Annotated in this window: 15 protein-coding genes; 12 read left to right on the plus strand and 3 right to left on the minus strand. The window is 74.2% G+C overall.

The genetic code is table 11. From position 1 onward, the window contains the following. From IG94_RS0133540 to IG94_RS0133555, 4 genes are all read left to right on the plus strand, one after another. Nucleotides 1-463 (plus strand): flavodoxin-dependent (E)-4-hydroxy-3-methylbut-2-enyl-diphosphate synthase (locus IG94_RS0133540; RefSeq protein WP_031046216.1); only part of this gene is annotated, 463 nt, incomplete at its 5' end. A 98-nt stretch (nucleotides 464-561) separates the two neighbouring features. Beyond that, on the plus strand, nucleotides 562-1,410 hold the full coding sequence (locus IG94_RS0133545) for a GNAT family N-acetyltransferase (protein WP_031046219.1): 849 nt from the start codon (nucleotides 562-564) through the stop codon (nucleotides 1,408-1,410). Between the two features lie 30 nt (nucleotides 1,411-1,440). Beyond that, a complete protein-coding gene (locus IG94_RS0133550; RefSeq protein ID WP_031046224.1) occupies nucleotides 1,441-1,971 on the plus strand; it encodes a GNAT family N-acetyltransferase in 531 nt (176 codons plus the stop codon). Between the two features lie 73 nt (nucleotides 1,972-2,044). Next, on the plus strand, nucleotides 2,045-3,748 hold the full coding sequence (locus IG94_RS0133555; RefSeq protein ID WP_031046227.1) for a proline--tRNA ligase: 1,704 nt from the start codon (nucleotides 2,045-2,047) through the stop codon (nucleotides 3,746-3,748). Between the two features lie 458 nt (nucleotides 3,749-4,206). Here IG94_RS0133555 and IG94_RS0133560 read toward each other — a convergent pair whose 3' ends face one another. The 3 genes from IG94_RS0133560 to IG94_RS0133570 are packed head-to-tail and all read right to left on the minus strand — an operon-like array spanning nucleotide 4,207 to nucleotide 6,206. Beyond that, the gene (locus tag IG94_RS0133560) at nucleotides 4,207-5,118 is read right to left on the minus strand and encodes an aminoglycoside phosphotransferase family protein (RefSeq protein WP_031046230.1); all 912 of its coding nucleotides are present in this window, start codon (nucleotides 5,116-5,118) and stop codon (nucleotides 4,207-4,209) included. A 33-nt stretch (nucleotides 5,119-5,151) separates the two neighbouring features. Then, complete coding sequence (locus tag IG94_RS0133565; protein WP_031046232.1) at nucleotides 5,152-5,646, minus strand: ferritin-like domain-containing protein; 495 nt, start codon at nucleotides 5,644-5,646, stop codon at nucleotides 5,152-5,154. Further along, entirely contained in the window at nucleotides 5,643-6,206 is a 564-nt protein-coding gene (locus IG94_RS0133570) for a hypothetical protein (RefSeq protein WP_031046235.1), read from the minus strand. The genes IG94_RS0133565 and IG94_RS0133570 overlap by 4 nt, the downstream gene beginning before the upstream one ends. Nucleotides 6,207-6,564: 358 nt before the next feature. On the opposite strand from IG94_RS0133570, the gene rimP reads away from it, so the two are divergent. The 8 genes from rimP to IG94_RS0133605 all read left to right on the plus strand — a co-directional run bounded on the left by rimP (nucleotide 6,565) and on the right by IG94_RS0133605 (nucleotide 18,334). After that, entirely contained in the window at nucleotides 6,565-7,089 is a 525-nt protein-coding gene (rimP, locus tag IG94_RS0133575; RefSeq protein WP_031046238.1) for a ribosome maturation factor RimP, read from the plus strand. Nucleotides 7,090-7,091: 2 nt separating this feature from the next. After that, the gene (nusA, locus tag IG94_RS0133580) at nucleotides 7,092-8,126 is read left to right on the plus strand and encodes a transcription termination factor NusA (RefSeq protein ID WP_031046241.1); all 1,035 of its coding nucleotides are present in this window, start codon (nucleotides 7,092-7,094) and stop codon (nucleotides 8,124-8,126) included. 158 nt (nucleotides 8,127-8,284) lie between these two features. Then, nucleotides 8,285-8,566 (plus strand): YlxR family protein, encoded by a 282-nt coding sequence (locus IG94_RS41095; RefSeq protein ID WP_078892528.1) that lies wholly within the window; start codon nucleotides 8,285-8,287, stop codon nucleotides 8,564-8,566. A 175-nt stretch (nucleotides 8,567-8,741) separates the two neighbouring features. After that, nucleotides 8,742-11,810 carry a translation initiation factor IF-2 gene (gene infB, locus IG94_RS41100; protein WP_078536172.1) on the plus strand — a complete coding sequence of 1,023 codons (3,069 nt, stop codon included), beginning with the start codon at nucleotides 8,742-8,744 and terminating at the stop codon, nucleotides 11,808-11,810. Nucleotides 11,811-11,962: 152 nt separating this feature from the next. After that, entirely contained in the window at nucleotides 11,963-12,256 is a 294-nt protein-coding gene (locus IG94_RS0133590) for a DUF503 domain-containing protein (protein WP_003973319.1), read from the plus strand. A 92-nt stretch (nucleotides 12,257-12,348) separates the two neighbouring features. Then, nucleotides 12,349-12,840, plus strand: a complete 492-nt coding sequence (gene rbfA, locus IG94_RS0133595) for a 30S ribosome-binding factor RbfA (protein WP_031046249.1) — start codon at nucleotides 12,349-12,351, stop codon at nucleotides 12,838-12,840. Next, nucleotides 12,837-13,742 carry a tRNA pseudouridine(55) synthase TruB gene (truB, locus tag IG94_RS0133600; protein ID WP_031046251.1) on the plus strand — a complete coding sequence of 302 codons (906 nt, stop codon included), beginning with the start codon at nucleotides 12,837-12,839 and terminating at the stop codon, nucleotides 13,740-13,742. Before rbfA ends, truB begins: the two co-directional genes overlap by 4 nt. Before the next feature lie 254 nt (nucleotides 13,743-13,996). Beyond that, nucleotides 13,997-18,334: a trypsin-like peptidase domain-containing protein gene (locus tag IG94_RS0133605; RefSeq protein ID WP_031046254.1), complete on the plus strand. Its 4,338-nt coding sequence runs from the start codon at nucleotides 13,997-13,999 to the stop codon at nucleotides 18,332-18,334. The last annotated feature ends 47 nt before the right edge of the window (nucleotides 18,335-18,381 follow it).

Raw genomic sequence — 18,381 nt, forward strand, 5'->3', positions numbered from 1 at the left:
CGCCTTCGGCGCGCTGCTCTCCCAGGGCATCGGCGACACCATCCGCGTCTCCCTCTCCGCCCCGCCGGTCGAGGAGATCAAGGTCGGCATCCAGATCCTGGAATCGCTGAACCTGCGCCAGCGCGGCCTGGAGATCGTCTCCTGCCCGTCCTGCGGCCGCGCCCAGGTCGACGTCTACAAGCTGGCCGAGGAGGTCACCGCCGGTCTCGAAGGCATGGAGGTCCCCCTCCGCGTCGCCGTCATGGGCTGCGTCGTCAACGGCCCCGGCGAGGCGCGCGAGGCCGACCTCGGTGTCGCCTCCGGCAACGGCAAGGGCCAGATCTTCGTCAAGGGCGAGGTCATCAAGACCGTCCCCGAGTCCAAGATCGTGGAGACCCTCATCGACGAGGCCATGAAGATCGCCGAGCAGATGGAGCAGGACGGCATCGCCTCCGGCGAGCCCTCGGTCTCCGTCGCGGGCTGACCCTTCCCCTTTCGGCCGCGTCGCCCTGAGGGCGGCGCGGCATATGCACGGCAGGTACAGTGCGGGAACCAGCAGATCTCAGGGTGAGGCCCCCGCACGTGTTGACGCAGACCACCTCCCGCGTGCTCGAACCGAGCGACCTGGACGCCGCGCTCGCCGTCCTCGACCGCGAGCCGGTCGCGAACGCCTTCGTGACCGCCCGCGTCCGGATCGCCGGCCTCGACCCGTGGCGCCTCGGCGGCGAGATGTGGGGCTGGTACGAGCACGGCATGCTCACCTCCCTCTGCTACGCCGGCGCCAACCTCGTCCCCATCTGCGCCACCCCGCGCGCCGTCCGCGCCTTCGCCGACCGCGCCCGCCGGGCCGGCCGCCGCTGCTCCTCCATCGTCGGCCCCGCCGACCCGACGGCCCAGCTGTGGCGCCTGCTCGAACCCGGCTGGGGCCCGGCCCGCGAGGTGCGCGCCCGCCAGCCCCTCATGGTCACCGACCACCTCCCCGCCGACATCGCCCCCGACCCGTACGTCCGCCGCGTCCGCAAGGACGAGATGGAGCGGATCATGCCGGCGTGCGTGGCGATGTTCACCGAGGAGGTCGGCATCTCCCCGATGGCCGGCGACGGCGGCCTGCTCTACCAGGCCCGGGTCGCCGAACTCGTCGGCTCCGGCCGCTCCTTCGCCCGCTTCGACGCCGACGGCAAGGTCGTCTTCAAGGCCGAGATCGGCGCCGCCACCGACCGCGCCTGCCAGATCCAGGGCGTGTGGGTGGCCCCCGAGTACCGCGGCAAGGGCCTGGCGGCCCCCGGCATGGCGGCGGTCCTGCGCTACGCCCTCGCGGACATCGCCCCGGTGGCGAGCCTGTACGTCAACGACTTCAACACGGCGGCGCGACGGACCTACCTGAGAGTGGGCTTCCAGGAGGTCGGCGCTTTCATGAGCGTGCTGTTCTGACCCCTGTGGCAGGACTGTAGGCTCCCCGCCATGGACCTAGTGATCGGCCCACTGGACCTCTCCGCGCACGTGGACGAGGCCCTGGCCGTCCAAGCCGCCGCCTTCGGCCTCGGCCCCGACGAGGTGGCCGTCCGCCGTCAGATCGTCCTGCGCCACATGACGCACCCCGGCGCCAGAGCCCTCGGCGCCACCGAGCGGGGCCGCCTCGTCGGCTTCGTCTACGGCATGCCCAACGACCGCGCCCACTGGTGGTCGACCGTCGTCGAGCCCTACCTTCGCGCCCAGGGAACCGACGGGTGGCTCGACGACTCCTTCGTCATCACCGAGCTCCACGTCCACCCGGCCCACCAGAACCGCGGCGCGGGCCGCGCCCTGATCACCACGATCACCGACGGCGCCACGCAGCCCCGCTCCATCCTCTCGGCGATCGACACCGAAAGCCCCGCCCGCGCCCTCTACCGCTCCCTCGGCTACCAGGACCTCGCCCGCCGGGTCCTCTTCCCGAGCGCCCCGAAGCCGTACGCGGTGATGGGCGCCCCTCTCCCGCTGCGCCGCCGATAACCGATTTCCACCCCACCGGACCGCCCGGCTAACCTCCTAGCACCACCCTTACGCAGCAGGAGACACGAGAACCATGGCCAACGCACCGGTCCAGCGCATGTCGAAGTTGATGGCGAAGACGCTGCGCGACGACCCGGCGGACGCCGAGGTCCTCAGCCACAAGCTGCTGGTCCGCGCCGGCTACGTGCGCCGCACCGCCGCCGGCCTCTGGAGCTGGCTGCCGCTCGGCAAGAAGGTCCTCGGCAACATCGAGCGCATCGTCCGCGAGGAGATGGACGCCATCGGCGCCCAGGAGGTCCAGCTCCCCGCCCTGCTGCCGCGCGAGCCGTACGAGGCCACGGGCCGCTGGGAGGAGTACGGCCCCGAACTCTTCCGCCTCCAGGACCGCAAGGGCGGCGACTACCTCCTCGGCCCCACCCACGAGGAGATCTTCACCCTGCTGGTGAAGGACCAGGCGTCCTCCTACAAGGACCTGCCGGTCATCCTCTACCAGATCCAGAACAAGTACCGCGACGAGGCCCGCCCCCGGGCCGGCATCCTGCGCGGCCGCGAGTTCCTCATGAAGGACTCCTACTCCTTCGACGTCGCCGACGAGGGCCTCGCCGAGTCCTACGCCCTGCACCGCGCCGCCTACCAGCGCGTCTTCGAGCGCCTCGGCCTCGACTACCGCATCTGCGCGGCCACGGCCGGCGCCATGGGCGGCTCGAAGTCCGAAGAGTTCCTGGCCCCCGCCGAGGCCGGCGAGGACACCTTCGCCGACTGCCCGAACTGCGACTTCGCCGCCAACACGGAGGCGGTCACCCACGCCCTCACGCCCGTGGACGCCACGGACGTCCCCGCGGCCGAGGACATCCCCACCCCCGACACCCCGACCATCGAGACGCTGGCCGCCTCCCTCGGCGTCCAGGCGTCCGCCACCCTCAAGAACCTCCTCGTCAAGGTGGACGGCGAGATCGTCGCCGTGGGCGTCCCCGGCGACCGCGAGGTCGACCTCGACAAGGTCGAGGCCCACTTCGCCCCGGCCGCCGTCGAGCTGGTCACCGCCGAGGACTTCGTCGGCCGCCCCGACCTGGTCCGCGGCTACGTCGGCCCGCAGGGCCTGGGCGAGAAGGTGCAGTACATCGCCGACCCGCGCGTGGCGCCGGGCACCGCGTGGATCACGGGCGCCAACAAGGAGCACACCCACGCCAGGAACGTGGTGGCGGGCCGCGACTTCGAGGTCGACGCGTACGTCGACGTCGTGGTCGTCCGCGAGGGCGACCCCTGCCCGAACTGCGGCACCGGCCTGAAGCTGGACCGCGCCATCGAGATCGGCCACATCTTCCAGCTGGGCCGCAAGTACACCGACGCCCTCAAGCTGGACGTCCTCGGCCAGAACGGCAAGCCGGCCCGCGTGACGATGGGCTCCTACGGCATCGGCGTCTCCCGCGCGGTGGCGGCCCTCGCCGAGCAGCACGCCGACGACAAGGGCCTCGTCTGGTCCGCGGAGGTCGCCCCTGCCGACGTCCACGTCGTCGCCGCGGGCAAGGCCCTCCAGACCGAGCTGGCCCTCGACATCTCCGAGAAGCTGGCCGCGGCGGGGGTCCGCGTCCTGGTGGACGACCGCGCGGGGGTGTCCCCGGGTGTGAAGTTCACCGACTCCGAACTCATCGGCGTACCCCGGATCCTGGTCGCCGGCCGGCGTTCGGCCGAGGGCGTCGTGGAGCTGAAGGACCGCCGCACCGGCGACCGCGAGGAACTCCCGGTCGAGGAGGCCATCGCCCGCCTCACCAAGTAACACCGCCCCGGCGCGGGTGTGGGTCGGCGGCCCGGAGTTTGCTTGGCCCCCGGCGTGGGCGCGGGCCGGGGGTGGGTCGCGCGGCCCGGCGCCCACGGGGTGCCGCCGCGCCCACCCGTGCCGCCCCAGCGGCACGACTGCCCGCAGCTGGGGCGGCACGACTGCCCGCAGCGGCGGCGGGTGAGCCGCGTACGGCGGCGAAGGGGATACGCAGCCGGGGCGAGGAGGGTCAGCCGCGTACGGCGGGGAGGGGACGTGTCGGGGGGTGTCCGCCCGCAGCGGTTGGCGCGTCAACGGAGTCAGGTTCTCTGTCCAAGCGATTCCGCGCCGTTCCGAGGACGGACACCCCCCGGCGCGGCCCCGCACCACCCCACAACCGATCGCGCTACGCGCACCCCCACCGAACCCGCGCAGGCCGCCGCAGGCATCGCACCCAAACCACCCACCCACCCAGCGCCTCACAGCCAGCTGGCGAACTCCAGCAGCAGTTCCGCGTCCCTCTCCCGACCCACCCGGCGAGCCCGTACCCCCGACTCGACGGCGCGGAACAGGGCCCACCCCCGCAGCCGTTCCTGGTCGACCTCCAAAGACTCCGCCAGCCGCTTCACGCGCCGCCGGGTCGTAGACGCCCCCGACGGCTGGGCGACGAGGTCCTCCACCCGGTCCCGCACCAGCCGCGCCAGATCGAAGGCACCTTCCCCGACCACCGGGTCCGGCCCCACCGCCAGCCAGGGCATCCGGTCCCCGGCGAGCACCTTGCTCTGCCGGAACGTCCCGTGCAGCAGCCGCTGCTCCGGCGGCGCTGCCAACAACTCCTCGCGAGCCGCGAGCGCCGCGTCGACCAGCGGCGCCACCTCGTCGTCGGCCACCGCACCCGCCCGCATGGCCGCGGCCTGCCGCCCGGTCCGCTCGGCCACGGTCTCGAAGCGGTGAGAGCCCGGCGGCTCCACCCACAGCCGCCGCAGCGTCCCCGCCGCCTCCAGCAACGCCTTCGCCTCCGGCAGCGACCGCACCGACACATCCGGACGCAGCCGCTCCAGCAGCAACACCCCCTCGTCGCGCTCGCGCGCCCCGCCCCCCTCACGCAACTGCACGGCACCCAACCCGCCCCAGTGCGCGAGCGCGGCCCGCTCGCTCTCCGGGCGCGCCCGGCGCGGGGCCAGCTTCAACACCGCGGGCGTCCCGTCGCCCGTCCGCACCAGCACCACCAGGCTGCTGCGCCCACCGGGCACCTGCACCCGCTCCACCGCCAACTCGCGCCGCGCCACGGCCCGCTCCGCCACTTCGGGCAGCTTCGCCAGCCAGCCGTCACCGTCCGGTGCCGCTTCGCCGAGCGCCCTGACCAGACGCCGCGGCGGTTCGAAAGCCATGCGCGAGCCGTTCCCTTCCGTACGAAATACGCGTTACGCAGTCGGTGACACCGTGCCCGGCGCGTCCGGAGCAGGACTGCCCTCCCCACCCGACGCACCGCCCCGCTCGGCGAGCCCAGGGAAGGCTACGCTCCCGCCCCGCCAGCGCACCGCGCGCACCGCCGCCTCCCGCAGCCCCTCGGCCGCCGTCGCCCGGCGCCCGTCCTCGGCCGCCCGGACCAGGTCGGAGTAGACACCGGCCACCCGGTCCTCCAGCGTCGCCGCCAACCGCACCGCCGCGGCGGCGTCCGGCACCGAGAAGGGCAGCGCGTACCCGGCCGCCGCGGCCACCGGCTTCCCGCCCCGGTCGCGCACCGCACGCACCAGCGTGTCCCGCCGGGCGCGATGGGCGTCGTACGCGGTCCGCGCCTCCGTGCGCCGCTCCTCGCCGATCCGCCCCCCGACCACGCCGTAGCCGTACACGGCCGCGTGCTCCGCCGCCAGCGCCGCCTGGAGGGCGTCCAGCTCCTGGTCGTCCGCCTTGCTCACCCGCGACCCTCCGTCCCACCCTGCGTCAGCAGATACACGTGCGCGGCCCCGGCCGCCGCCACCGAGGCCAGCAGCCGGGCCAACTCGCCCGGCACCTCCAGCAGCGCCCCGGCGCGACGATCGGCCAGCGTCCGCTCCGCCCCGGCGAGCACAGCCAGCGCCTCCTTCTCGGTCCCCGGCACCGCATCCGTACCCGTCACCACCCCCGAGCCGTCCCCGGGCCCGGCGGCACGCGCGGAGACCGACGGCGAGGCCTCGGACGACGCACCCCGCACGGCACCGAACGCCTCGGCGTGCCGCACGACCTCCTGCCGCAGCGGGCTCAGCCGCTCCACCAGCCCCGGGTGCGCGGCCATCACCGCCGCGTACCGCTCGGCCAGCCCCTGACTGTCCCGGGCCGCTCGCGCGCGAGCCCGGTCGGCGGCCTGCGAGCCGGCGTCCGCGCTGCCCGGCTCCGAGCCGCCGGAACAGCCGACGAGCAGCGCGGCCCCGGCGGCGGACGCGAGCAGACTCCTTCTGCGCGGCCCCGAGGGCGGGCGCGGCGATACGGGAAGCGACACGGCGGACGTCCTCGGCAGACTCGTACGGAGGGGACGGGAACGATCACGGTACCCGTGCCCCGGCCCGCCCCCGGTCATCGGCACCGCCGATCGAACCGCCGACGTGCACCACCGACCGAACCGCCGACGTGCACCACCGACCGAACCGCCGACGTGCACCGCCGATCGAACCGCCGACGTGCACCGCCGGGCGGACCGCCCGGCAGCCGAGCACGGTCAGGCCGCCCGGCAGCCGAGCAGGGGTGGACGGCAACACCCCCCGCGACCCGATACCCTTTGACCAGACACGCGGAACGGACACGCGGACGAGACACGCGCCCCATCCCACAACAGCACACGCGGCCGAGGAGTCACCCGGATGAGCACCACCCAGAGCGAGAGGCTGCGAGAGCTGCTTGAGCCGCTCGTCGCCTCCCAGGGACTGGACCTCGAGGAGATCGCGGTGGAGTCCGTAGGCCGCAAGCGGGTGCTGCGTGTGGTCGTCGACTCGGACACCGGCGCCGACCTGGACCGCATCGCCGAGGTGAGCCGCGCCCTGTCGGCGAGGCTCGACGAGAGCGACGCGATGGGCGACGCGGAGTACACCCTGGAGGTCGGCACCCCCGGCGCGGAGCGCTCCCTGTCGGAGCACCGCCACTACGTGCGCGCCACCGGACGCCTGGTCCGGTTCCAGCCGCACGAGGGCGGCGAGCTGGTCGCTCGCATCCTCGCCGTGGACGAGGACGGGCTCGACCTCGAAGTCCCCGGCGTCAAGGGCCGCAAGGCCACCGCCCGCAGACTCGCCTTCGGTGACATCGACAAGGCACGCGTGCAGGTCGAGTTCAACCGCAAGGACACCAAGGACACCGACAACAGCAGCACGACGGAAGAGGAGGAGGCGTAGCCGTGGACATCGACATGAGCGCCCTGCGGGGCTTGGTGCGGGAGAAGGAGATCTCCTTCGACCTGCTGGTCGAGGCGATCGAGTCGGCCCTCCTCATCGCCTACCACCGCACCGACGGAAGCCGCCGCCACGCGCGCGTGGAGCTCAGCCGGGACACCGGACACGTGACCGTGTGGGCGAAGGAGGACCCGGACGACCTCGAGGAGGGCCAGGCGGCCCGCGAGTTCGACGACACCCCGTCCGACTTCGGCCGTATCGCCGCCACCACCGCCAAGCAGGTCATCCTGCAGCGGCTGCGCGACGCCGAGGACGACGCGACGCTCGGCGAGTACGCCGGACGCGAGGGCGACATCGTCACCGGCGTGGTCCAGCAGGGCCGCGACCCGAAGAACGTCCTGGTCGACATTGGCAAGCTGGAGGCCATCCTGCCGGTGCAGGAGCAGGTGCCGGGCGAGACCTACCCGCACGGCACGCGGCTGCGCTCGTACGTCGTCCGGGTGGCCAAGGGCGTACGCGGTCCCTCCGTGACGCTCTCCCGCACCCACCCCAACCTGGTGAAGAAGCTCTTCGCCCTGGAGGTGCCCGAGATCGCCGACGGTTCCGTCGAGATCTCCGCGATCGCCCGCGAGGCCGGCCACCGCACCAAGATCGCCGTCCGCTCCACCCGCTCGGGCCTGAACGCCAAGGGCGCGTGCATCGGTCCCATGGGAGGCCGGGTGCGCAACGTCATGGGCGAGCTGAACGGCGAGAAGATCGACATCGTCGACTGGTCGGACGACCCGGCCGAGATGGTGGCGAACGCGCTCTCCCCGGCCCGCGTCTCCAAGGTGGAGGTCGTGGACATGGCGGCCCGCTCCGCCCGCGTGATCGTGCCGGACTACCAGCTGTCGCTGGCCATCGGCAAGGAGGGGCAGAACGCCCGCCTCGCGGCCCGGCTGACCGGCTGGCGGATCGACATCCGGCCGGACACCGAGCAGCCCTCCGAGCAGCCCGCCGGGCAGCCGACCGAGCGGTCGTCGGACCAGCCGGCCGAGTAGTCCCCGACTGGTCCCCGACGGGTGCGGGGAACGCTCGGATAACGCACGGGGAATAGATCCAAGCCGCACGACGCTCAGATCACGACAGCTTTGAGCGCGGCACGTGTTCGAATCTTGCCCCAAAGGGGTGAGGTCGGTCGGGGGAGGTAGACTTAGCGGTGTCTGGCCGGACACGTACCCCAGCATGCCCCGAGCGCACCTGCGTGGGGTGCCGGAAGCGAGCGGTCAAGAGCACGCTGCTGCGCACCGTGGCGGTCGAGGGTCATTGCACCCCTGATCCACGCGGTACGCTGCCCGGCCGGGGTGCGTACGTACACCCCGTACCGGTCTGTGTCGACCAGGCGGTGCGCCGCAAGGCGTTCCCGAGGGCGCTGCGCGTCCCGGGTCCGCTCGACGTAAAGGCGTTGCGCCACCACGTCGAGCAGGCACAAGGTTGCTGAAAGCACCATGTAAGCAACGTGGTAAGGAAGACGAGCCGCGCGGAACCCCGTGGCGGCCTGGTACCTCGCGAGTCGAAAGCAGGTCGAGATTGCGATGAGCACTCGATGAGTACGCGATGAGTACGCCCATGAACTAGCGACGGTCCGGACGCAACCCGGACCTAAGAGGAGCGAAGTGGCTAAGGTCCGGGTCTACGAACTCGCCAAGGAGTTCGGTGTCGAGAGCAAGGTCGTCATGGCCAAGCTCCAGGAACTCGGTGAATTCGTCCGTTCGGCGTCTTCGACCATCGAAGCGCCCGTAGTACGCAAGCTGACAGACGCCTTCCAGCAGGGCGGCGGCAACGGCCGGGCAGCCGGTCGTCCCGCGGCCCCCAAGAAGGCTGCCCCCAGGCCCGCCGCGCCGTCCCCGGCGCAGGCGGCACGTCCGGGTCCGGCCGCGCCGCGTCCGGCGGCCCCGAAGCCCCCGGCTGCCCAGCAGCCCGCGGCTCCGGCGGCTCCCTCTCCGGCGCCGTCCCAGGCCTCGCGCCCGACGCCGGGCCCCAAGCCCGCGCCGCGTCCGGCTCCGGCCGCGCCGGAGTTCACCGCTCCGCCGGCCGCCCCGTCCGCTCCGGCTCCGTCGGGCCCCAAGCCCGGCGGCGCGCGTCCCGGCGCCCCCAAGCCCGGTGCCCGCCCCTCCGGTCCGGGCCAGGACCGCGGACAGCAGGGCGGCCAGGACCGTGGTCAGCAGGGCGGCCAGGGCCGTCCCGGTGGCCAGCGTCCCGGTGCCCCGGGCCAGCGTCCGGGTCGTCCCGGCGGTCCGCGTCCGGGTAACAACCCCTTCACCTCCGGCGGCAACGCCGGTATGGCGCGCCCGCAGGCGCCCCGTCCGCAGGGCGCTCCGCGTCCGGGCGGCCCCGGTGCCCCCGGTGGCGGTCCGCGTCCGCAGGCCCCCGGCGGCCAGGGCGGCGGCCCCCGTCCCCAGGCTCCGGGCGGCAACCGTCCGAACCCGGGCTCGATGCCCCGTCCGCAGGGCGGCGGCCAGGGTGGTCCCCGTCCCGGCGGTCCGCGTCCGAACCCCGGCATGATGCCGCAGCGTCCGGCTGCCGGCCCGCGTCCCGGCCCCGGTGGCGGCGGTCGCGGTCCCGGCGGTGCCGGTCGTCCCGGCGGCGGCGGTCGTCCGGGCGGTGGCGGCGGCTTCGCCGGCCGTCCCGGCGGTGGCGGCGGCGGTCGTCCCGGTGGTGGCGGCGGCTTCGCCGGCCGTCCCGGTGGCGGCTTCGGTGGCGGCGGTGGCCGTCCCGGCTTCGGTGGCCGTCCCGGCGGTCCGGGTGGCCGTGGTGGCACGCAGGGCGCCTTCGGCCGTCCCGGCGGTCCCGCGCGCCGCGGCCGCAAGTCGAAGCGGCAGAGGCGCCAGGAGTACGAGGCCATGCAGGCCCCGTCGGTCGGCGGCGTGATGCTGCCCCGCGGCAACGGCGAGGCCATTCGCCTGTCGCGCGGTGCGTCGCTCACCGACTTCGCGGAGAAGATCAACGCCAACCCGGCGTCGCTCGTCGCGGTCATGCTGAACCTCGGCGAGATGGTCACCGCGACCCAGTCCGTCTCCGACGAGACGCTCCAGCTCCTCGCCGGCGAGATGAACTACACGGTTCAGATCGTCAGCCCGGAGGAGGAGGACCGCGAGCTGCTCGAGTCCTTCGACCTGGAGTTCGGCGAGGACGAGGGCACGGAGGAGGACCTGGTCGTCCGTCCGCCGGCCGTCACCGTCATGGGTCACGTCGACCACGGAAAGACCCGACTGCTCGACGCCATCCGCAAGACGAACGTCATCGCGGGCGAGGCCGGCGGCATCACCCAGCACATCGGTGCCTACCAGGTCGCGACCGAGGTCAACGACGAAGAGCGCAAGATCACCTTCATCGACACCCCGGGTCACGAGGCGTTCACCGCCATGCGTGCCCGTGGTGCCAAGTCGACCGACATCGCGATCCTGGTCGTCGCGGCCAACGACGGCGTCATGCCGCAGACGGTCGAGGCGCTCAACCACGCACAGGCGGCCGACGTCCCGATCGTCGTCGCGGTCAACAAGATCGACGTCGAGGGCGCCGACCCGACGAAGGTGCGCGGTCAGCTGACCGAGTACGGCCTGGTGGCCGAGGAGTTCGGCGGCGACACCATGTTCGTCGACATCTCCGCCAAGCAGGGTCTGAACATCGACTCGCTGCTGGAGGCCGTGATCCTCACGGCCGACGCCTCGCTCGACCTGCGGGCCAACCCCACGCAGGACGCGCAGGGCATCTCGATCGAGTCCCGTCTCGACCGCGGCCGCGGTGCCGTGGCGACGGTCCTCGTGCAGCGAGGCACCCTGCGGGTCGGCGACACGATGGTGGTGGGCGACGCCTACGGCCGCGTGCGCGCCATGCTCGACGACAACGGCAACAACGTCGCCGAGGCCGGCCCGTCGACGCCGGTCCAGGTCCTGGGCCTGACCAACGTCCCGGGTGCGGGCGACAACTTCATCGTCGTCGACGAGGACCGTACGGCCCGTCAGATCGCCGAGAAGCGCGCCGCCCGCGAGCGCAACGCCGCGTTCGCCAAGCGCACGCGTCGCGTGTCGCTGGAGGACCTGGACAAGGTGCTGAAGGCCGGCGAGGTCCAGCAGCTCAACCTGATCATCAAGGGCGACGCGTCCGGATCGGTCGAGGCGCTGGAGTCCTCCCTGCTCCAGCTGGACGTCGGCGAAGAGGTCGACATCCGCGTCCTGCACCGCGGCGTCGGTGCGGTCACGGAGTCCGACATCGACCTGGCGATGGGCTCCGACGCCATCGTGATCGGCTTCAACGTGCGCGCCGCGGGGCGTGCCGCGCAGATGGCCGAGCGCGAAGGTGTGGACGTCCGGTACTACTCGGTCATCTACCAGGCGATCGAGGAGATCGAGGCGGCCCTCAAGGGCATGCTCAAGCCGGAGTACGAAGAGGTCGAGCTGGGCACGGCGGAGATCCGCGAGATCTTCCGCTCGTCCAAGCTGGGCAACATCGCGGGTGTCCTCATCCGCTCCGGCGAGGTCAAGCGCAACACCAAGGCCCGGCTCCTGCGCGACGGCAAGGTCATCGCGGAGAGCCTCAACATCGTGGGCCTGCGCCGCTTCAAGGACGACGTCACCGAGATCCGCGAAGGCTTCGAGGGCGGTATCAACCTCGGAAACTTCAACGACATCAAGGTCGACGACGTCATCGCGACGTACGAGATGCGCGAGAAGCCGCGGGTGTAACAGCCCCGACTTCCCGAACGACGCGGTCCGGGGCCGGTCGGCGGAGCACAATATCCGTCGATCGGCCCCGGCCGTTCGTTGTACGGTTCTGGTGTCCCCGCCCATGGATGGCGGGGCCATCGATCCCGGACCGGCGGGTGAACCGGTTGTACATGTATGTGGGGACGCTGTCCTTCGACCTCCTCCTCGGCGACGTACATTCGCTGAAGGAGAAGCGCTCCGTCGTCCGTCCGATCGTCGCCGAACTCCAGCGGAAGTACGCGGTGAGCGCGGCGGAGGTGGAGCACATGAACCTGCACCGCCGAGCGGTCGTCGGCCTGGCCCTGGTGTCCGGCGACGCGGGCCACCTCAGCGACGTGCTCGACCGGTGCGAGCGGCTGGTGGCCGGCCGGCCCGAGGTGGAACTGCTGTCCGTCAGGCGGCGCTTCCACGGCGACGACGACTGACCGGCAACGCGCATCGCACGGATCACACAGATCAGACGGATCGCGCAGATCCGGCAAGAGAAGCAAGAGAAGAAAGAACGGGAGACGGACCAGTGGCCGACAACGCGCGGGCGAAAAGGCTGGCGGACCTCATCCGAGAGGTGGTGGCCCAGAAGCTGCAGCGCGGGATCAAGGACCCGCGGCTCGGCTCGCACGTCACCATCACGGACACCCGGGTCACGGGTGACCTGCGGGAGGCGACCGTCTTCTACACGGTGTACGGGGACGACGAGGAGCGCAAGGCCGCCGCGGCGGGCCTGGAGAGCGCCAAGGGCATCCTGCGTTCCGAGGTCGGCAAGGCGGCGGGCGTGAAGTTCACGCCGACCCTGGCCTTCGTCATGGACGCCCTGCCGGACACCGCCCGCAACATCGAGGACCTCCTCGACAAGGCGCGGCAGTCCGACGCCAAGGTGCGCGAGGTCTCCGCGGGCGCCGCGTACGCGGGTGAGGCGGACCCGTACCGCAAGCCGGGTGAGGACGACGAGGACGCGGCCGAGGCCGCCGGGGCCGTCGACGCCGACGAGACGGACGACACCGCTAAATGACCGAGAAGCACACCACGCCCGACGGCCTTGTCATCGTCGACAAGCCGTCGGGCTTCACTTCGCACGACGTCGTCGCCAAGATGCGGGGCATCGCCCGGACCCGGCGCGTCGGGCACGCCGGCACGCTCGACCCGATGGCGACGGGCGTCCTGGTCCTCGGTGTGGAGCGGGCGACCAAGCTCCTCGGCCACCTGGCCCTCACCGAGAAGGAGTACCTGGGCACGATCCGGCTCGGGCAGACGACCCTCACCGACGACGCCGAGGGCGAGATCACGGGGTCGCACGACGCCTCGAAGGTCACCCGGGAAGCGATCGACGCCGGCGTCGCCAAGCTGAGCGGCGCCATCATGCAGGTGCCGTCCAAGGTCAGTGCCATCAAGATCAAGGGCGTGCGCTCCTACAAGCGCGCCCGCGAGGGCGAGGACTTCGAGATCCCCGCCCGCCCCGTCACCGTCTCCTCCTTCACGGTGTACGACGTCCGCGACGCCGTCGCCGAGGACGGTACGCCGGTGCTCGACCTGGTCGTCTCGGTGACCTGCTCCTCCGGCACCTACATCCGCGCCCTCGCCCGCGACCTGGGGGAGGACCTCGGCACGGGCGGCCACCTCACCGCCCTGCGCCGCACCCGGGTCGGCCCCTACAAGCTTGACTCGGCCCGGACGCTGGACCAGCTCCAGCAGGAACTCACCGTCATGCCCGTCGCGGACGCGGCCGACTTCGCCTTCCCGCGCTGGGACGTGGACACCAAGCGGGCCCGCCTGCTCACCAACGGCGTACGGCTGGAGATGCCCGACACCTACACGGGCGCGGGTGCCGTCGCCGTGTTCTCTCCCGAGGGCCGCCTCCTTGCCCTGGTGGAGGAGCACCAGGGCAAGGCGAAGAGCCTCGCCGTCTTCGGCTGAGCGGGCGCACCGTCACCTTCCGCCCGTGGAGCGGCGATCACGGGGACTTCACTGTCGCCGCTCCACGGTCCCCCTCGGTTCCCCCACCTCCCAGGGTGTATCCAACCCACCCGTTCTGTTCACCCGTCCGGGCAGGCGCTCGGAGTGAAGCGGGGGAGTGGAAGGGGGCGCGTTCGCCAGGGGATCTGTCCCGCTGATCATCGCGTGTCTACCGTCGAAGACACGGCACGGGCATATGGCGGGGAGGTTCGACGATGGCGTCGCGGAACCGGTCCCGGGAAGTCGCGGGCGGGAAGACGGGCGGGAAGACGGGGGAGGGGACGGACGAGGGGCCGCGGGACGCGCGCGGCACTCCGTCGGCCGCGGCGGTCCGCCCCGCAGAACGGGCTCCCGACGCGGCGCTGATCCGTATCAGCGACCTCGCCGGCCGCCCACGCGGCACCGGCTTCCTCGCCGACCACCACGGCACGGTGCTGACCAGCCACGAAGCGGTCGACGGCCTGTCGCGCCTCGTCCTGCGCACCGCCGAGGACCGGCGCCGCGTCGTGGCCGCCGCCGACGTGACACCCCTGCCCGCCCTCGGTCTCGCCCTCGTCCGCGCCGAGGGCCTCGGCGTCGCTCCGCTGCCCGTCGCCACGCGGGACCGTGTCGAGGCCGGCACCTACGTCCGCATCGCCGCCGGCGGCTGGCGCGAGGCCCGGGTGCTGGGCGCCGGCGACGTCACCTACACGGCCACCGACCGCTTCCACCTCATCGGCGACGCCCTGGAGCTGGCCGTCGGCATGTCGGGGCGGGACGCGCTGCGGCTGGGCGGCGGGGCGGCCGGCGGACCCGTGCTCGACGTGTCGACCGGCGCGGTCCTCGGCGTCCTCGGCACCGCCCTCAGCTCCGGGCACAGCGACGTCGGCTTCGCCGTCCCGCTGCGCCGCGCGGCCGGGGGCCCGCTCGCCGACCTCCTCGCCGAGAACGCGGCCACGGTCCCCGCCTACGGCGCCGACCTCAACCCGGCCGGTGTCCTCGCCCTGACGGCGACCTCGGCGGGACAGGACGCCCCGTCGTGGGCGCCGGCGCCCGGTGGTGCCGAGGACGGCGCACCGGCGGCCCCCTCCGCCGGGCCGGCCAGTCCCGGGCGGGTGGAGCCGGTCGAACGGGCCTCGGTGACACGCGACTTCACCGCCTTCGCCGCGAGCCGCGCCAGTGTGCTGGCCTTGGTCGGCGCGCCGGGCACCGGCCGGACGACCGAGCTGGCGGCCCTCGCCGCCCGCCGCGCCCGGGGCACCCGGCCGGCCCCCACGCTGTGGCTGCGCGGCGCCGACCTGCGTGACGACGACAGGTCCCTGGCGGACGCGGTGCGCCGGACGCTGGCCCGCGCCGCCCGCATCGTGGCGGCCTCGGGCACCTCCGGCGCCGCCTGGCCCGACGGCACCAGCCCCGAGCGGCTGGCCCGCCTCGCCCACAGCACCGGCCGGCCCCTCCTGCTGCTGCTCGACGGGCCGGAGGAGATGCCGCCCGTCCTCGCCCACCGCCTCCCCGAGTGGACCGACGCCACCGCGGCCTGGCTGCAAGAGACCGGGGCCCGGCTCGTCGTGGCGTGCCGCGCCGAGTACTGGGAGCACGCGGGCGCGGAGTTCCCGCGGGAGCTGCTGTACGGGACGGAGACCGGAGCGGACTCCGCCGCCCCGCGCGCGAGGCGGGTGCGGCCGGACCCGGGAGCCGGGGACGCGCTGCCTCCACGGTCGGGGGACACCCGGTCGACGCGGTGCACAGCGCCGGACGAGGCATGCTCGGCACGACTCGAACCGGCGTCACCGTTCGGGGTGGGCGCGGGGCGGCGGGCACCCGGCCGGGCCACGGGCACGCCGTCGCCGCACACCGCGGCCGCCGAACCCCCGGCGACTGCCCGGAGGCGCCCGCAGGAACCAGCACCCGCAGCACCGGATACCGACCTGAGGCCCCCTGCAGGCGGGTCCGGCTTCGCGTGGGCGGGCCCGGCGGGGTCGGGCTCCGCGGTTCTGGGCCCCGCAGGTCCGGTCTCGGCAGGCATGGGCCCCGCAGGTCCGGTCTCCGCAGGACTGGGCCCCGCAGGTCGGGCCTCGGCAGGCCCGGGACCGGTCGGCCCGGGGCCCGTCGGCCCGGTGACGCCCGACGGGAGCGGCCCGGAGTCTCCTGCGCCCGCAGGACGGTGGTCGCAGTCACCCGCAGCGGCGGGGCAAGCGGGCGGGGTGGCGGCCCCGCCGCAAGGGCAGTGGCCCGTCGCGGCCGGGGAGCGGCTCTCGGCGCCCGCGGGACCGGCGCCGCGGGCCACGCCCGCCGCGCGATCGGCGTACGGCGCACCGGCCCCCGCCGTCCGGTCGGACTCCGATTCCGCCGGACCACGCACCCCTGCGGGCGGCGGCGGGGACCTCCCGCCCTGCGTCCGCCTCGGGGACCTGACCGGCGAGGAGGCCCGGGAGGCGCGCGCCCGCCACCGGGTGCCGGACGGCGCCCTCACGGACGCAGACGCGGGCCATCCCCTCACCCTGCGCCTGCTCTCGGAGGTCCACGCCGCCCTGCCCGGCCCCCCGTCCCCCGTACCGGTCGACCGGGACACGGTCTTCCAGGCCTACCTGGACCTGATGTGCCTGCGCGCAGCAACCCGCCTGGCCCGGGAGAACGGCCTGCACGGCACCGCGGTGCGCCGACTCGCGGCGAAGGTCTCCGGGCAGGTCCACGAAGCCGCCCGACGCAGCCTCGGCCCGGGACAGGGCGGGCTGGACCGGGAGTCGTTCGAGGCGCTGTTCCCGTGGGGTCCGGCGCCGGCCCTGCTCGGCGGCGGCACCGGCTGGGCCTCCGCCGTACTCGCCGAAGGCCTCCTCGTCCCCGCGGGCGACGGCTACCGCTTCGCGCACGAGGAACTCGCCGACTGGATCCAAGGCACCCACCTGGACCTGCCCGAGGCCCTGCGCGCCCTCGTCCACCGCGGCGGCGCCCCGCACGGCGCACCCACCCTTCCCGTCCCGCACCACCGCATCGGCTCCGTCGTCGAGGCCGCGCTGCTCCTCGGCCGGCAGCACGGCGTCCTGCAACTCGCCCTGACCCTCGAAGAGCTGGTCCAGGCCCTGGACCTCGACCCGCACTCCTGGTGGGCCGCCCGCCTGCTCGCCGGAGTACTGACCCGCGTACCCGACGCGACGCCGTACACGGAGGTGCTGCGGCTGCTCGCCGACGGCATCGCCGAGCGGAGGGAGCGGGAGGAAGGGCGACCGCCGCCGGAGGCGTTCGGGCCGGACTTCTGGACATCCCTGCGACTGCCCGAGAGCACGCGCCTGGACCTGCTGCGCCGCCTCGTCCTCGCCGACGGGCCGCCGCACGAGCCCGGCCCCCGCCACCTCGACACGGTCGCCGGGCTGCTCACCGCCGATCCCGGCGCCGTGCAGCCGCTGCTCGTCCGCTGGTTCGACGACGAGCGGCCGCTGCCCTCGACCCCGCACGCCACCGTGGCGACGGCCGCCCAGGCGCTGCTGCACACCCACCGCCACCGCGGCCTGGACGGCCTCACCGACGTACTCGTCGGCAGTGCGCACCGACGCGCCGACGAGCTGCTCGCCGTCCTCGCCGAGGAGGAGCCGTCGGCGCTGTGCCGGGCGGTGGAACGCTGGGCGCGCGACGAGCGCCCGGCGCGGCAGACGGCGGCGGTCACCCACGGCCTGCGGACGGCCCCGCACGCCCGCACCGCCGCCGACCGCACCCTCCTGCGCCACGCCGCCCTGGTGCTGCTCGCCGGGCCGGCCGACAGCCCGCTGCGCGGCGGCGCGCTCGGCCTGCTCGTACACGATCCCGGCAGCCGGGACCGCCACCTCCCGAGGGCACTCGACCACTTCGCCGCCGGCGACCCGTATCTGCCGCCCGGCGCGGTGGCCGCCGCCCTGCCCACCCATCCCGAACCCGTCCTGGAGGCCTTCCGGGCCCGGCTGTGCGGCCCGGACACCGGCGAGGCGCTGCGCCGGCTCGCCGACGCCACCACACCCGCGCTGGCCCACCGGGTGGCCGCCCTCCTCGGGCGGAGCCTGACGGAGCGCCCCGAGGCCGCCGGGCACCTGGCCGCCTACGTCGACCGGCGCCTCGACACGGACCCCGCACCCCGCGCCGTACTCCTCCCACTGGTCACCCGTCTCCTCGACGACGGCCCCGAGTCGGCGCGGGCCGCTCTCGCCGGCATCCTCGCCACCGACCGCGCCCCCGCCCTCGTCCCCGGCCCTGCCTCCGCCGGGCGCCCGCCCGGGAGCGGGCCGCTCCGGCGCGAGCTGCGGGAACACCTGCTCGCCCACGAGCAGGCGCCCGCCGTCCTGGACGCGCTGCTGCACGCGGCCGCGGCGTGCGACGGCGGGGAGCAGCGCACCCTCGTCCACCGCATCGGCCTCCTCCTCGTCCGGACCCCGGAGGGCGCCGCCCGCTTCGACCGCGGCCTGGTCGACCTGGCCCGCCACCTCCCGGGCCTCGCCGCCCGTCTGACCGGCTGGCTCACCGACGCGCCCCAGGACTGGGCCGCGCTCGTGGGCCCCACCGCACGCCGCACCCTCGAGAACCTCGCGGGCGCCCGCGTCCCCGCCTGACCTGCCCCGGACCCGGCCCGCCCGCGGGACGCGGCCCGGCGCGGGGC

It is taken from the genome of Streptomyces olivaceus, assembly GCF_000721235.1.
Taxonomy (GTDB): Bacteria; Actinomycetota; Actinomycetes; order Streptomycetales; family Streptomycetaceae; genus Streptomyces; species Streptomyces olivaceus.

Bases quoted from the DNA above. Each gene is read 5' to 3' on its own strand.
- truB (WP_031046251.1), top strand. From the start codon at position 12,837: ATGACCGAGAAGCACACCACGCCCGACGGCCTTGTCATCGTCGACAAG.
- IG94_RS0133550 (WP_031046224.1), top strand. From the start codon at position 1,441: ATGGACCTAGTGATCGGCCCACTGGACCTCTCCGCGCACGTGGACGAG.
- rimP (WP_031046238.1), top strand. From the start codon at position 6,565: ATGAGCACCACCCAGAGCGAGAGGCTGCGAGAGCTGCTTGAGCCGCTC.
- IG94_RS0133555 (WP_031046227.1), top strand. From the start codon at position 2,045: ATGGCCAACGCACCGGTCCAGCGCATGTCGAAGTTGATGGCGAAGACG.
- IG94_RS0133560 (WP_031046230.1), bottom strand. From the start codon at position 5,118: ATGGCTTTCGAACCGCCGCGGCGTCTGGTCAGGGCGCTCGGCGAAGCG.
- IG94_RS0133590 (WP_003973319.1), top strand. From the start codon at position 11,963: ATGTATGTGGGGACGCTGTCCTTCGACCTCCTCCTCGGCGACGTACAT.
- IG94_RS0133605 (WP_031046254.1), top strand. From the start codon at position 13,997: ATGGCGTCGCGGAACCGGTCCCGGGAAGTCGCGGGCGGGAAGACGGGC.